This is a genomic window from Mycetohabitans sp. B46, assembly GCF_037389205.1.
GTDB lineage: Bacteria > Pseudomonadota > Gammaproteobacteria > Burkholderiales > Burkholderiaceae > Mycetohabitans.
This window is the reverse complement of the sequence record NZ_JADBGL010000021.1, coordinates 1-13618: the sequence shown is the minus strand read 5'-3', so window position 1 is coordinate 13618 and position 13618 is coordinate 1. Positions and strand designations below refer to the sequence as shown.

Genomic DNA, 13618 nt, shown 5'->3' with positions numbered 1-13618 from the left:
ACGCGCGCGATGTCGAGCGGGCACGGGCCAACGGGCACGATGCGGCTTTCATCGATCGGCTAACGCTGTCGGACAAGGCGCTGACGACGATGGTCGAGGGCCTGCGTCAGGTTGCGGCGCTGCCTGACCCCATTGGCGAGATCACGGGCATGAGGACGCGTCCGACCGGCATCCAGGTGGGCCAGATGCGGGTGCCGCTCGGTGTGATTGGCATCATCTATGAGTCGCGGCCGAATGTCACGATCGATGCTGCCGCGCTGTGCCTGAAATCGGGCAACGCGACGATCCTGCGCGGCGGCTCGGAAGCGATTGAATCCAATACCGCGCTCGCCGCGCTGATCGCCAAGGCGCTGCGCACGAGCGGCCTGCCCGAGGATGGGGTGCAAGTGGTCGGTACGCCGGATCGGGCGGCGGTCGGCAAGCTGATCACCCTGACCGACTACGTCGACGTAATCGTGCCGCGCGGTGGCAAGCGCTTGATTCAACGGCTGGTCGATGAGGCGCGGGTGCCGATGATCAAGCACCTGGACGGCGTGTGCCATGTCTACGTGGATGACGGCGCCGATGTTGGCAAGGCGCTGGCGGTATGCGATAACGCGAAGACGCATCGGTACGGCACCTGCAACACGATGGAGACGCTGCTTATCGCACGGGGCATTGCACCGACCGTGTTGCCGTTGCTGGGCAAGCTGTACCGGGACAAGGCTGTCGAACTGCGCGTGGACCCGGCTGCACGTGCGATCCTTGCCGATGCCGGTGTCGCGCCGCTCATGGACGCGACTGAGGCCGATTGGCGAACCGAATATCTGGCGCCGGTGCTCGCAATCAGGGTGGTGGACGGCGTTGACGCGGCGATCGAGCACATCAATACATATGGCTCCGCGCATACCGATGCGATCGTGACCGAGCACTACGATCGCGCGATGCAGTTTCTGCGTGAGGTCGATTCAGCCAGCGTGATGGTCAATGCGTCAACGCGCTTCGCGGACGGCTTCGAATACGGGCTGGGCGCTGAAATCGGCATCTCGAACGACAAGCTGCATGCCCGTGGGCCGGTCGGCCTCGAGGGGCTGACGTCATTGAAATACGTCGTGCTGGGTCACGGCGAAGTGCGACAGTAAAGGAGTGTAAGCATGTTGTGGATTAAGACCTTTCATATTGTGTTGATTGCCTCCTGGTTCGCGGGACTGTTCTATTTGCCCCGCATCTTCGTGAACCTGGCAATGGAGACCGAATCCGCCGCGTCGCAGCGCCTGCTGGTGATGGCGCGCAAGTTGCATCGCTTCATGAGCCTAATCGCCGTGCCGGCGCTCGCGTGCGGGCTCTGGCTATGGCTGGTGGTGGGCATCGGGCGTGGGCAGGGGTGGATGCATGCAAAACTGGCGATCGTCGTGTTGCTGATCGTCTATCACGCGATGTGTGGCAGGTTGCTCGCCACGTTCGAGCGGGGCGCGAACCGCCGCTCCGACCGGTGGTATCGGATGTTCAACGAATTGCCGGTGCTCGGCTTGCTCGGCGCCGTCGCGCTGGTGGTCTTTAAGCCCTTTTGAGCGGCTCGCCGTCAGTCGCGCATGGCCACGCGGCGTTGTGCGAGGGCTTTCTTGGCGTCACCTAGCCGGTCGACCAGCGCCGATCCCCTGCGTAGCGCGACACCGACCGCGAGGATGTCGCCGATCACCAAGTGCGACATGCGCGAGGTCATCGGCGAGAATACGTCGGTTTCCTCGGTGATGTTGGCGAGCAAGCTAATTGTGGCGAGCCGCGCCAACGGTGAGTTGCCGTGCGTGATCGCAATGACCTTGGCGTCACGCTGCAACGCTGAGTGGACGGCACCGATGATATCCCGCGTGCGGCCGGTGTTCGACACCGCCACCACTACGTCGCGTGGGCCGAGCAGCGCCGCCGACATGGCGTAGGTATGGGGGTCGGTGTACGCGACGCTGGGCATGCCAAGCCGGAAGAACTTATGCTGGATGTCCTGCGCGGCGATGCCCGAGCCGCCAGCGCCATAGAATTCGACGCGGGCCGCGTCGGCGAGCAAATCAATCGCCGTCTCGACACTGTGCGCTGACAGGCTGTTGCGCACTTCGAGCAGTGCGCCAATGGTGCGGTCAAATACCTTTGAGACGATGCCCGGTGCCGGCTCATCCAGCCGCACGTCCCGATAGACGGTGGGTAGCTTTTGTGCCACACCTTGCGCCAATCTAATTTTAAACTCTCGAAATCCGCTGCACCCCAGCGCGTGGCAAAAGCGCGCGATGGTAGGCTGGCTGACGCCCGCGCGGCTGGCCAGCTCGGTCATAGACAGGTCGAGCACCTCGCGCGGCGCGTCGCAGACGTAGCCGGCAAGCTTGCGCTCAGACGGCCGCAATTGTGCGCGCATGGCTTCGATTCTGGCGAGCATCGTGAAGGTCGCAGCGACAGGGAAATAAAACGGGTGCAGTATCGCGCAAAACAGGTAGAAAATCTACGTGTCCGGGTGCATCGGCATCGTCGCGTGTAACCGTGCGTCGGGTGTGCGCGCCCATGCGTTCGCGCGAGTCCGCGCGGAGGCTTCACGCGATTGCAGCCCCAATTTCGGTGCGAGTCGGCGTGAGCCGGTCTGGAATGGGCGGTCCAAGAGAGGGAACCCGGATCAGCGCTGATTGAGTCTCTGTAGAATTTCTACTAAACTGGCCAACACCGGTCGAACTTGCGACCCCTCCAGCGATTCCAAACTTCTAGTGCACGTGCGCGTGCCGCCCGTTTCCAGGAGCGATTTTCATGGCTTCGTTGCACCCCCGGCTGACGACAGTGACCGATCGCATCATCGAGCGCAGCAAGGCAACGCGGCGCGCTTATCTCGCTCGGATCGAGCATGCGCAAGGACAGTTTCCCGCGCGTGGGGCGCTGTCTTGCGCGAACCTGGCTCACGGTTTTGCCGGGCTCGAAGGGCAGGACAAGATCGCAATCCGTGCGATGCGGCAGCCGAACATCGGCATTGTGTCAGCCTACAACGAGATGTTGTCCGCGCATGCGCCGTACCGTGACTTTCCCGACATCATTAAACAGGCTGCGCGCGAAGCGGGCGGTATCGCGCAAGTTGCCGGTGGTGTGCCCGCGATGTGCGACGGCATCACGCAGGGCAACGCTGGCATGGAGTTGTCGCTGTTTTCCCGTGAGACGATCGCGATGTCTACGGCGATTGCGTTGACGCACAACATGTTCGACGCGGCGCTGTGCCTGGGCATTTGCGACAAGATCGTGCCGGGCTTGTTGATCGGTGCGTTGCAATTCGGCCACTTGCCGACGATCTTCGTGCCCGCCGGGCCGATGACCAGTGGCCTGTCCAATGATGAGAAAGCCAAGATCCGCCAGCAGTTCGCCACCGGCGCCGTGGGGCGCGACGTGCTGCTCGACAGCGAGGCGCGTGCGTATCACGGCCACGGCACTTGCACGTTCTATGGCACGGCGAACTCGAACCAGCTGCTGATGGAAATCATGGGTCTGCACTTGCCCGGTGCCGCGTTCGTCCATCCGCATACGCCGCTGCGCGATGCGCTTACCGCCGAGGCGGCACGCCGCGTGCTGCAGCTGACCGCACAAGGCGCGCACTACACGCCGATCGGCCGCGTGGTCGATGAAAAAGCGATTGTCAACGGCATCGTCGCGCTGCTGGCCACCGGCGGCTCGACCAACCATACGCTGCACCTGGTGGCGATCGCTCGCGCGGCCGGCATCGTGATCGACTGGAACGACTTTGATGACTTGTCGCGTGCGGTGCCGCTGCTCGCGAAGATCTATCCGAATGGCAAGGCGGACGTTAACCACTATCACGCGGCGGGCGGCATGGCGTTCCTCACGCGCACGCTGCTCGAGGCAGGCTTGCTGCATGACGAGGTGACCACCGTTGCCGGCACCGGCTTGTCGGACCATTACACGCGCGAGCCCAGACTGGTCGACGGCAAGCTGGCCTGGGTCGATGGCCCGCGCGAGAGCCATGATAAGGCCGTGCTGCGCAGCGCCACGGAACCGTTTCAGCCGGATGGTGGGCTGCGACTGGTGCAGGGCCGGCTGGGCCGAGGGGTGATCAAGATTTCCGCGGTCGCGCCGCAACATCGCAGGGTCACGGCCCCGGCGATCGTCTTCGATTCGCAGGAAGGCGTGCAGGCTGCCTTCGATCGCGGTGAGCTGGAGCGCGATTGCGTCGCCGTGGTGCGATTTCAGGGGGCAAGAGCCAATGGCATGCCCGAGCTGCACCGGCTCACGCCGCTGCTAGGCGTCTTGCAGGACAAGGGATTTCGTGTGGCGCTGGTGACCGACGGCCGGATGTCGGGCGCCTCGGGCAAGGTGCCGGCGGTGATCCACCTGTCGCCTGAGGCGCTGCTGGACGGCCCGCTCGGCAAGGTGCGCAGCGGCGATGTGATCACGCTTGATGCAGAAGCCGGGCGACTAGACGTGGAGGTGGGCGAGGCCGAATGGACGCGCCGCGCGAACGAAAAGCCCGTGCATCGCCACGAGCATGAACTGGGCTTTGGCCGCGAGCTGTTCGGCGTTTTCCGTGCCGCTGCGCTGCCGGCCGAGCAAGGGGCGTCGGTGTTTGGCGCGATGACTGAATGAGGGCATCGTTCTATTCTGAACTACAGGAGAGCTGCAGATGAAACCCGTGAGCGAAATCGTGCGGATCGGCCCGGTCATCCCGGTCCTGACATTTGAGTCAGTGGAGCAGGGCGAGCACGTCGCGCACGCGCTGTACGAGGGCGGGGTGACGGTGCTCGAGATCACGCTGCGGACCGCGGCCGGACTGCAGGCGATCGGGCGCGCATCGCAGATCGCCCCGGATATTGTCGTCGGCGTCGGCACGCTGACCAATGCCACCCAGGTCGAGCAGGCCAAGCGCGCCGGTGCGGCATTCGGCGTGTCGCCGGGGCTCACACGCGAGATCCATCGGGCGGCGCAGGACGTCGGCTTGCCGTTGCTGCCCGGCGTGATGACGCCGTCCGACATCCTGCTCGCGCTCGAGCTTGGCTACGACATTGTGAAGTTTTTCCCGGCTCAGCAGGCCGGCGGCTTGGACATGTTGCAGGCATTCAGCGGTCCGTTCCCGGCGCTGCGGTTCTGTCCGACCGGTGGTATCACGCAGGAGTTGGCGACGAGTTTTCTTGCGCTGCCCAACGTGGTCTGCGTCGGCGGCTCGTGGCTCACGCCCCGGGCGGTGCTGGCCGCGCAAAACTGGGCCGAGGTGACACGCCTGGCGCGCGCGGCGAGCCAACTGGCGCGGCCCAATACCTAAGTCTAAGCCGAGCCAAGCCCAAGCCCAAGTCCAAGTCCAAGTCCAAGTCCAAGTCCAAGTCCAAGTCCAAGTCCAAGTCCAAGTCCAAGTCCAAGTCCAAGTCCGAGCCCGAGCCCGAGCCCAAGCCCGAGCCCGAGCCCAAGCCCAAGCCCAAGCCCAAGCCCGAGCCCAAGCCCAAGCCCGAGCCCGAGCCCAAGCCCGAGCCCGAGTCCGTCCGCCTCAGCGGCCGCCGTGCTGCCGTCGTGGGCGGCGGTGCTGCACCGTGCCGGGTACCGCCCAACCGGGTAGCTGCGCCGTCTCGGTTGGCGCGCCGGCGTACAAAGCAATAAATTCATCAAGCCATCGGAGGAGTCGACATGGCAGCAGCTCACGGTACTATGCTACTGATCTATGCGGTCATCGCGATCGCTGCGCTGGTCTTGCTGATTACGCGCTTCAAGGTCTATCCGTTCCTGGCTCTGATCATTGTCTCGCTGCTGCTTGGCCTGGCCGCGGGCATGCCGCCCGCGACCCTCGTCAAGTCGTTCGAGGCCGGCAACGGCAACACGCTCGGCCACATTGCGGTCGTCGTTGGCCTGGGCACGATGCTGGGCAAGATGATGGCCGAGTCTGGCGGCGCGGAGCGCATCGCAATGACGCTGATCGGCTGGTTCGGCGAAAGAAACATCCACTGGGCGATGATGTTCGTCGCCATTATCGTCGGGTTGCCGGTGTTCTTCGAGGTGGGCTTCGTGCTGCTGATCCCGATCGCCTTCAACGTCGCCAAGCGCACCGGCAAGTCTCTGCTGCTGGTCGGTTTGCCGATGGTCGCCGGGCTATCGGTGGTGCATGGCCTGATTCCGCCGCATCCGGCCGCGATGCTCGCGCTCCAGCAGTATCACGCCGACATTGGCCGCACGATCGCATATGGGCTGATCGTCGGCGTGCCGACCGCGATCATCGCCGGACCGCTGTTCGCGCTGCTGATCCACCGCGCGATCAAGCTACCAGCTGACAATCCGCTCGCTGCCCAGTTCGTCCAGTCCGCGCCGGCGCCGCAGCAGCGTGAACTGCCTGGTTTCGGCATTACGCTGATGACGATTCTGCTGCCGGTGATCTTGATGTTGGCCGGCAGCTGGGCGGACCTGGTGCTCTCGCCGAACACGCGTGCGAACGACGTGCTGCGCTTCCTCGGCAACGCTGATGTGGCCTTGCTGGTCGCGGTGCTGGTTAGCTTCTGGACCTTCGGCGCGCGCCGCGGCTTCACGCGCGAGCAGATTCAGCGCTTCTGCGGCGACTGCCTCGCGCCGATTGCCGGCATTACGCTGATTGTCGGTGCGGGCGGTGGCTTTGGCCGCATCTTGATGGACAGCGGCATCTCAAAGGAAATCATCGGCGCGGCAACCCAGCACAACCTGTCGCCGCTGGTGCTCGGATGGCTCGTTGCCGCGCTGATCCGACTGGCCACGGGTTCCGCTACCGTGGCGATGACCACCGCGTGTGGCATCGTCGCGCCGATCGCGGCGGCCGGCACGGTTCAGGCCACGCCGGAGTTGCTAGTGCTCGCGACTGGTTCGGGCTCACTGATTTTCTCGCACGTAAATGATGGTGGCTTCTGGCTGATCAAGGAATATTTCGGCATGACCGTCACGCAGACGTTCAAGACGTGGTCGCTGTGCGAGACGATCATCTCGGTGGTCGGCCTGCTCTTGACCCTGACACTGGGGATGGTGCTGTAAAAGATGGCCGCGTGTGCGATGCGGGCCCGTGGAGCGTGTGATGATTCTGATTGTGATGGGAGTATCGGGCGCCGGCAAGACGCGGGTCGGGGAGGGGCTGGCCGAGCGGCTCGGCTGCCCATTTACCGACGGGGACGCGTTCCACAGCGACGCGAACAAGGACAAGATGAGCCGCGGTATTGCGCTGACCGACGAGGACCGCTGGCCGTGGCTGCGCAGCTTGCGTGTGGCGATCGAGCAGCAGCAGCAGGCAGGCGGAACCGCCGTCTTCACCTGCTCGTCGCTCAAGCGCTCGTACCGGGACGTACTGCGCCGTGGCGACAGCGACATTGTCTTCGTCTACCTGAAAGGTACGCTCCAGGTGCTGCGCGCACGGCTCGGTTACCGCACCGGCCACTTCTTTGACCCGTCGTTGCTGCAAAGCCAATTGGACACGCTCGAGGAGCCGGGGCCTGACGAGGCGATCACGGTGAGCATCGACGAGCCGCCGGAGCGGATCGTCGAGCGGGTGCTCGAGCGACTGGCCGCGCGCACCCGTTGATCCACGCGGCCGGGGCGGCTACCGCGGCATGCGTGCCCGCAGCGGCGCCGCGCACCAGTGTTAGTCGATGCGTTGTGCGAGCTCGACCGCCTTGCCGATGTAGGAGGCCGGCGTCATCGCCAGCAGTCGCGCCTTGACCTCGTCCGGGATCGCCAGCGTGCCGATGAAGGCGTGCAGTCCATCGCGGGTGATGCCCTTGCCACGCGTAAGCTGCTTCAATTGCTCATAGGGATGCTCGATTCCATAGCGGCGCATGACGGTCTGCACCGGTTCGGCTAGCACTTCCCAGCAGCCATCCAGGTCCTCATCAAGTCGTTGCGGATTCACTTCGAGCTTGTCGAGCCCGCGGATCAGGGCATCGTACGCGAGCAGCGAATAGCCGAATGCGACTCCGATGTTGCGCAGGACCGTCGAGTCAGTCAGATCGCGCTGCCAGCGCGACACGGGCAGCTTGTCCGCCAGATGGCGCAGCGTGGCGTTAGCCAGGCCCAGGTTGCCTTCGGAGTTTTCGAAATCGATCGGATTAACCTTGTGCGGCATCGTTGACGAGCCGATTTCTCCTGCCTTCGTCTTTTGCTTGAAATAGCCCAGCGAGATGTAGCCCCATACGTCGCGGTCCAGGTCCAGCAGGATTGTGTTTGCCCGCGCGATCGCGTCGAACAATTCCGCCATGTAGTCGTGCGGCTCGATTTGGATCGTATAGGGGTTGAATGTCAGCCCGAGCCGCGTCTGCACGACATCCCGCGCGAAGGCTTCCCAGTCGAAATCCGGGTAGGCAGACAGATGGGCGTTGAAATTGCCGACCGCGCCGTTCATCTTGCCCAACAGCGTGACGGCGGCGATCCGGTCGATGGCGCGTGCCAGACGCGCGGCCACGTTGGCGATTTCCTTGCCCAGCGTCGTCGGGCTGGCCGGCTGTCCGTGCGTGCGTGAGAGCATCGGTTGTGCGGCGTGCGCGTGCGCGAGTGTGACCAGCCGCTGGTGCACGGTGCGCAGCGCTGGCAATATCACATGCTCACGCGCGCCCTTGAGCATCAATCCGTGCGACGTGTTGTTGATGTCCTCGGACGTGCAGGCGAAATGGATGAACTCGCTCGCGCGCTCCAGTTCCGCCTGGCCCTTGACCGACTCCTTCAGCCAGTACTCGACCGCCTTCACGTCGTGGTTCGTCACGCGCTCGATGTCCTTAATCCGGGCGGCATCATGCGGGGAAAAGCGCTCGACCAATTGCAGCAGGAACTGTTCGGATGGCGCGGAGAACGCCGGGATTCCCGGCAACCCGGCCTGCGACAGCGCGATCAGCCAGTGGACTTCGACGGTGACGCGGTGGCGCATGAACGCGGCTTCGGACAGCCAGTCGCGCAGGGCTTCGGTTTTGGCCGCATAGCGGCCGTCCAGCGGCGACAGCGCGGTCAGCGCAAAGAGGGTATCGGGACGAGTGTCGGACATGGCACGGGACGCTGCAGCGGCGCCGGAAAAACGTGGAGAACCGCATATTTTACCATCGGCTGCGTCCCGGCGAGACTCACCGTGTGCCGCGTCGCTGGTGCGCCGTGGTGTCGGTATGCCATGGTGCCGGGCCGCGCACGTCGCGGTGCGTTGCTTTGCATGCCAGATTTCGCGTAGCACGATGCCCCCCCGAATCTGGACAAGCACTTCACGAAGCTGTCGTGGCGTCGGTCGTTCGTCGATACGCTGCCGCAGGCGTGAACGGTGCCGACGTGGCACCAATGATGCCACCGCCTAGGCACACGTCGCCGTCGTACAGCACGGCGGATTGCCCCGGCGTCACCGCCCATTGCGGCTGCGCGAAGCGCAACGCAAAGTGCCCGTCTGGCGCATGCTGGAAGGTGCAGGCCGCGTCCTGCTGGCGATAGCGCGTCTTGGCCGCGCACGAGTGTCCGTCCTGCGGTGCCGCGCCTGCAATCCAACTGGCGTTCCCCGCCTGCAGCGTCGAGCTGAGCAGCCACGGGTGATCGTGCCCCTGCACGACGTACAGTGTGTTGCCCGCCATGTCCTTGCCGGCGACGAACCACGGCTCGCCGCTGCCGTCGCGGCTGCCGCCCAGGCCGATCCCCTTGCGCTGTCCCAATGTGTAGAACGCGAGTCCGATGTGTTCGCCAACGACCTTGCCGTCTGGGGTCCTCATCGGACCAGGGCGGGTCGGCAGATAGCGGTTCAGGAACGTGCGAAACGGCCGCTCGCCAATGAAGCAGATGCCAGTCGAGTCCTTCTTTGCCGCGTTGGGCAACCCGATTTGCGCGGCAATCTCACGAACCCTCGCCTTGGGCAATTCGCCGAGCGGAAACAGTGTGCGGCTCAACTGCGATTGGTTCAGGCGATGCAGGAAGTACGATTGGTCCTTGGACGAGTCCAGTGCCTTGAGCAGTTCAAACCGCTCGCCGATCCGGCGCACGCGGGCGTAGTGGCCGGTCGCGATGGTTTGTGCGCCCAGCGCCATCGCATGGTCCAGGAATGCCTTGAATTTGATTTCCGCATTGCACAGTACATCCGGGTTCGGCGTGCGGCCCGCCGAATACTCGCGCAGGAACTCGGCAAAGACCCTGTCCTTGTACTGCGCGGCGAAGTTCACCGCCTCAACGTCGATGCCGATGAGGTCCGCAACCGATACGACGTCGATCCAGTCCTGCCGGCTCGAGCAATATTCGCTGTTATCGTCGTCTTCCCAGTTCTTCATGAACAGGCCAACCACCTCGTAGCCCTGCTGCTTGAGCAGCCACGCGGCGACCGACGAATCCACGCCGCCAGACATGCCGATGACCACGCGTTGCTTTGCCATGATGCGTTACCGTTGCCAGTTTAGGCGCCGCGGGCGCCACGCGGCGCGAGCGCCGGTTGGGTTGCTCAAGACCGGTCGCGACACGCCGTTTAGCGCAGCACGGCCGGGTGGGATTGCACGAGATCGAGCGGATAGCGGCGTCCCGCTAGGTAATCCTCGACACAGCGCAACACGAGCGGCGTGCGGTGGCGCGACGCTTGTGCATGCAACGCGTCGGCGCTCAACCAAACCGTGCGCAGGATATCGGGGTCAAGCTCGCGCGGGACCGGGTCGTGTGTGGCGGTGCCGCAGTACGTAAAGCGGACATAGGTGGCCGGCACATCGTGCCCCCGCTCGAACTGCGCGACATACACGCCAACCAACGCCTGCGGCGTGAACACGTGCCCGGTCTCCTCGAGCGTTTCACGCACGACCGCTTCGAGCAGCGTTTCGCCCGGCTCCAGATGACCGGCCGGCTGGTTCAGCCGCAGCCCGTCCGGCGTGTGTTCCTCGACCAGCAGAAACCGCTGCCCGTGCTCGACGATGGCGGCCACCGTCACGTGCGGTGCCCACAGTTGCGTATCCATAAGGTCCAACATTGTACCGCTGTCTGGCGCGTCGGCCGGCCTCCCACCCACACGCCGGTCGCGGCGGCCCATCCGGGGGCAAACACCGGCCTGCGGCTGTGCGACGCGATCCAGATCCCTATTGCATCCCCCGCTTGCAGATAACGCTGTCGGACGCAGCGTTACCGGCAGCGGGCCGTTCAATCGGGTGAGCCCGTGTGTGTGCGTGCCGCCGAGCGTTGCCGCATCGCGCCGGCGACCAGGTCGAAGCGGAACAGCCGGCATTCGAGCGCGCCGTTGTACAACGGCGTCTTCGTCGATTCGCGCAGCCGCATCTGACCGGGCAGTGTACGATCGGCGCTGAGCACGAACGCGTGCCAGCCGGGGAACCGCTGCTTGAGCACGTCGCCGAACGAGCGGAAGAACGCGCTGTCCGCGTCGTCCGGATGGGCGCGCTGGAATCCCGTGCCGTTGCCATCGCCCGTGCCGGCGCCGCGGCCGCGTGTGGCGATTCGCTCGCCGTAGGGCGGATTGGCCACCAGCACGCCCGGCGTGTCGCATGGTGCCACGATGTCGCGTGCATCGAGTTGCTTGAGCGGTACCATTGGCGCGCCTGCGCGCTGCAGGTTCGCGGCGGCCTTGGCCAGCATGTCGCCGGACACGTCGCTGCCGTAGATCGACAGTGCATCGCCCGGCGCGGCGCGCGCGCCGGCCTCGCGCTTGGCGTCCAGCGCTTGCGCCTTCAGGCGCTGCCACGCGCCGACATCGTAGTGCATGAGCTTTTCGAAGCCGAAACGCCGGTCCACGCCCGGCGCGATGCCTAGCGCGATCTGCGCGGCCTCGGCGATGAACGTGCCGCTGCCACACATTGGGTCGAGCAGCGGCGTGCCTGGTGTCCAGCCGGTCAGCCGCAGGATGCCGGCGGCCAGATTCTCGCGCAATGGCGCGGCGCCTTTATCCAGTCGCCACCCTCGCTTGAACAATGGCTCGCCGGAGGTGTCCAAATAGAGCGTGCAGTCCGTGGCGGTCACGAACGCTTGCACTCGCACGTCGGGTTCGGCGGTGTCGATGCTGGGCCGTGCCCCAGTCTGCTCGCGCAGTCGGTCGCAGATCGCGTCCTTGATGCGCAGCGTCGTGAATTCCAGACTGCGCAGCGGCGACTTGATCGCGGTCACGTCCACCCGCAACGTGCGGCTGGCGTCGAACCATTGCTCCCACGACTGCTCGCGCGCCAGCGTGTAGATATCATGCTCGTCGCGATAGGGCCGCGTGGCGATCTTCAGCAGGATCCGGCTAGCAATGCGCGAATGCAGGTTGGCCGCGATGGCGGCAGCCCATGCACCGCTGAACGGCACGCCGCCGGGCGCCGGCGCGTGTACGGCGAACGTGGGATCGGCGGCGAGCGCGGACAACTCGCCGAGTTCGACGGCGAGCGCGCCCTCCAGGCCGCGGGGGCAGGGGGCGAAGAATTCGAGGCGGGTGGCGAAGGACATGGAGGACGCGCCGGGCGCAAAACGGACCAGTGCATATTGTACGTGGCCATGCGACGGGTGGGGCGGCCCCGGGTCCCGATGCGCCTGGCCGTGTCCGCTGCCGTGTCCGCCGCATCGGCCCGTACAGCCGCCAGAGAGTGCTTTGCCGTCCTGGGCAGATGGTAGAATGCCCGGCTATTTCGACCTTCTACCACGGAGAGACCAACGTGTTCATTTCCAATGCGTACGCCCAGGCTGCGCCCGCCGCAGGCGGTGCCGCCGGCTTCATCCAGACGTACGGCTTCTTCATCCTGATGATCGCGGTGCTGTACTTCTTTATGATTCGTCCTCAGATGAAGCGGCAAAAGGAGCACCGGAACATGCTTGCCACGATGACTAAGGGCGACGAAGTGCTCACGTCCGGCGGCATCGTGGGCAAAGTCACGAAGGTCGGCGAGGCCTATGTTGGCGTCGAGTTGTCCGACGGCGTCGAGGTCACCGTGCAAAAGAGCGCGGTCTCGGCGCTCCTACCCAAGGGCACGATTAAGTCGCTCTGATCGCCGGCGTGTGTCCGGTCCGCGTGGCACGGCGCCTGGTGCGCCGACCGCGCGTCGCAGCGGACACGGCCCGGCGAGCGTCGCGCCAGAACTCCTCCTGTCCGGTCATTCCATGAATCGCTATCCTCTCTGGAAATACGTCGTGATGCTGGTGGCGCTTGCCATCGGCTTGCTGTACACGCTGCCTAACTTCTTCGGCGAGGCGCCGGCGGTGCAGGTGTCCAGCGGCAAGGCGACGGTCAAGCTGGACTCGTCGGTGCTCAATACCGTCGAGTCGACGCTTGCCGCGAACGGCGTGCAGGCGGACGACGTGACGTTTGACAACACGAGTCAAAACGCGACTATCCGCGTGCGCCTGAAGGACACCGACACGCAACTGCGCGTGAAGGACCTGCTGCAAAAGGCGCTGAATGCCGATCCGGCGGATCCAACCTATATCGTCGCGCTGAACCTGCAATCGGCGTCGCCGCGCTGGTTAGCGTCGCTGCACGCGCTGCCGATGTACCTGGGCCTGGACTTGCGCGGCGGCGTGCACTTCCTGCTGCAGGTGGATCTGGCCGGCGCGCTGAATAAGAAGCTCGATGCGGACGCAGCCGATGCGCGTACGTTGCTGCGCGACAAGTCGATCCGCGATGGCGGCGTGAACCGCGTGGGCCAGACAGTGGTGGTCAACTTCGTCGATCAGGACGTCGCGAGCCGCGCGCGCCAGTTGC

13 protein-coding genes and 1 pseudogene are annotated in these 13618 nt (G+C 64.9%); 8 read left to right on the top strand and 6 right to left on the bottom strand.

What is annotated here, in order from left to right; translation table 11 throughout:
• Both IHE30_RS15010 and IHE30_RS15005 read left to right on the top strand, forming a co-directional pair.
• A partial coding sequence (locus IHE30_RS15010; protein ID WP_337691788.1) for a glutamate-5-semialdehyde dehydrogenase occupies positions 1-1121 on the top strand: 1121 nt, incomplete at its 5' end.
• Between the two features lie 12 nt (positions 1122-1133).
• Positions 1134-1550 carry a CopD family protein gene (locus IHE30_RS15005; RefSeq protein WP_337691786.1) on the top strand — a complete coding sequence of 139 codons (417 nt, stop codon included), beginning with the start codon at positions 1134-1136 and terminating at the stop codon, positions 1548-1550.
• Between the two features lie 11 nt (positions 1551-1561).
• On the opposite strand, the gene IHE30_RS15000 is transcribed toward IHE30_RS15005, so the two are convergent.
• Positions 1562-2404, bottom strand: coding sequence for a MurR/RpiR family transcriptional regulator (locus IHE30_RS15000; RefSeq protein ID WP_337691783.1), 843 nt, complete (start codon positions 2402-2404; stop codon positions 1562-1564).
• Positions 2405-2763: 359 nt separating this feature from the next.
• Here IHE30_RS15000 and edd point away from each other — a divergent pair, with 359 nt between their 5' ends.
• Together edd and eda are read left to right on the top strand one after the other, a co-directional pair.
• Positions 2764-4599: a phosphogluconate dehydratase gene (edd, locus tag IHE30_RS14995; protein ID WP_337691782.1), complete on the top strand. Its 1836-nt coding sequence runs from the start codon at positions 2764-2766 to the stop codon at positions 4597-4599.
• A gap of 37 nt (positions 4600-4636) precedes the next feature.
• Entirely contained in the window at positions 4637-5272 is a 636-nt protein-coding gene (gene eda / locus IHE30_RS14990; protein WP_443193693.1) for a bifunctional 4-hydroxy-2-oxoglutarate aldolase/2-dehydro-3-deoxy-phosphogluconate aldolase, read from the top strand.
• A 2-nt stretch (positions 5273-5274) separates the two neighbouring features.
• Here eda and IHE30_RS14985 read toward each other — a convergent pair whose 3' ends face one another.
• Positions 5275-5607 (bottom strand): hypothetical protein, encoded by a 333-nt coding sequence (locus tag IHE30_RS14985; RefSeq protein ID WP_337691781.1) that lies wholly within the window; start codon positions 5605-5607, stop codon positions 5275-5277.
• Between the two features lie 21 nt (positions 5608-5628).
• Between IHE30_RS14985 and IHE30_RS14980 the strand changes: the two genes are divergently transcribed.
• Together IHE30_RS14980 and IHE30_RS14975 are read left to right on the top strand one after the other, a co-directional pair.
• A complete protein-coding gene (locus IHE30_RS14980) occupies positions 5629-6990 on the top strand; it encodes a GntP family permease (protein WP_337691780.1) in 1362 nt (453 codons plus the stop codon).
• Positions 6991-7030: 40 nt separating this feature from the next.
• Positions 7031-7531 (top strand): gluconokinase, encoded by a 501-nt coding sequence (locus IHE30_RS14975; RefSeq protein WP_337691778.1) that lies wholly within the window; start codon positions 7031-7033, stop codon positions 7529-7531.
• 60 nt (positions 7532-7591) lie between these two features.
• Here the strand turns inward: IHE30_RS14975 and purB are convergent, their stop codons facing one another.
• The 4 genes from purB to IHE30_RS14955 all read right to left on the bottom strand — a co-directional run bounded on the left by purB (position 7592) and on the right by IHE30_RS14955 (position 12369).
• Positions 7592-8980 carry an adenylosuccinate lyase gene (purB, locus tag IHE30_RS14970; protein WP_337691777.1) on the bottom strand — a complete coding sequence of 463 codons (1389 nt, stop codon included), beginning with the start codon at positions 8978-8980 and terminating at the stop codon, positions 7592-7594.
• A gap of 208 nt (positions 8981-9188) precedes the next feature.
• Positions 9189-10331, bottom strand: a complete 1143-nt coding sequence (gene mnmA / locus IHE30_RS14965; protein ID WP_337691776.1) for a tRNA 2-thiouridine(34) synthase MnmA — start codon at positions 10329-10331, stop codon at positions 9189-9191.
• A gap of 89 nt (positions 10332-10420) precedes the next feature.
• A complete protein-coding gene (locus tag IHE30_RS14960) occupies positions 10421-10897 on the bottom strand; it encodes an NUDIX hydrolase (protein ID WP_337691774.1) in 477 nt (158 codons plus the stop codon).
• A 179-nt stretch (positions 10898-11076) separates the two neighbouring features.
• Positions 11077-12369, bottom strand: coding sequence for a THUMP domain-containing class I SAM-dependent RNA methyltransferase (locus IHE30_RS14955; protein ID WP_337691772.1), 1293 nt, complete (start codon positions 12367-12369; stop codon positions 11077-11079).
• 158 nt (positions 12370-12527) lie between these two features.
• Between IHE30_RS14955 and yajC the strand changes: the two genes are divergently transcribed.
• Entirely contained in the window at positions 12528-12905 is a 378-nt protein-coding gene (yajC, locus tag IHE30_RS14950) for a preprotein translocase subunit YajC (RefSeq protein WP_337691769.1), read from the top strand.
• A gap of 112 nt (positions 12906-13017) precedes the next feature.
• Positions 13018-13618 (top strand): annotated as a pseudogene (locus IHE30_RS14945) (protein translocase subunit SecD); the annotation flags it as partial.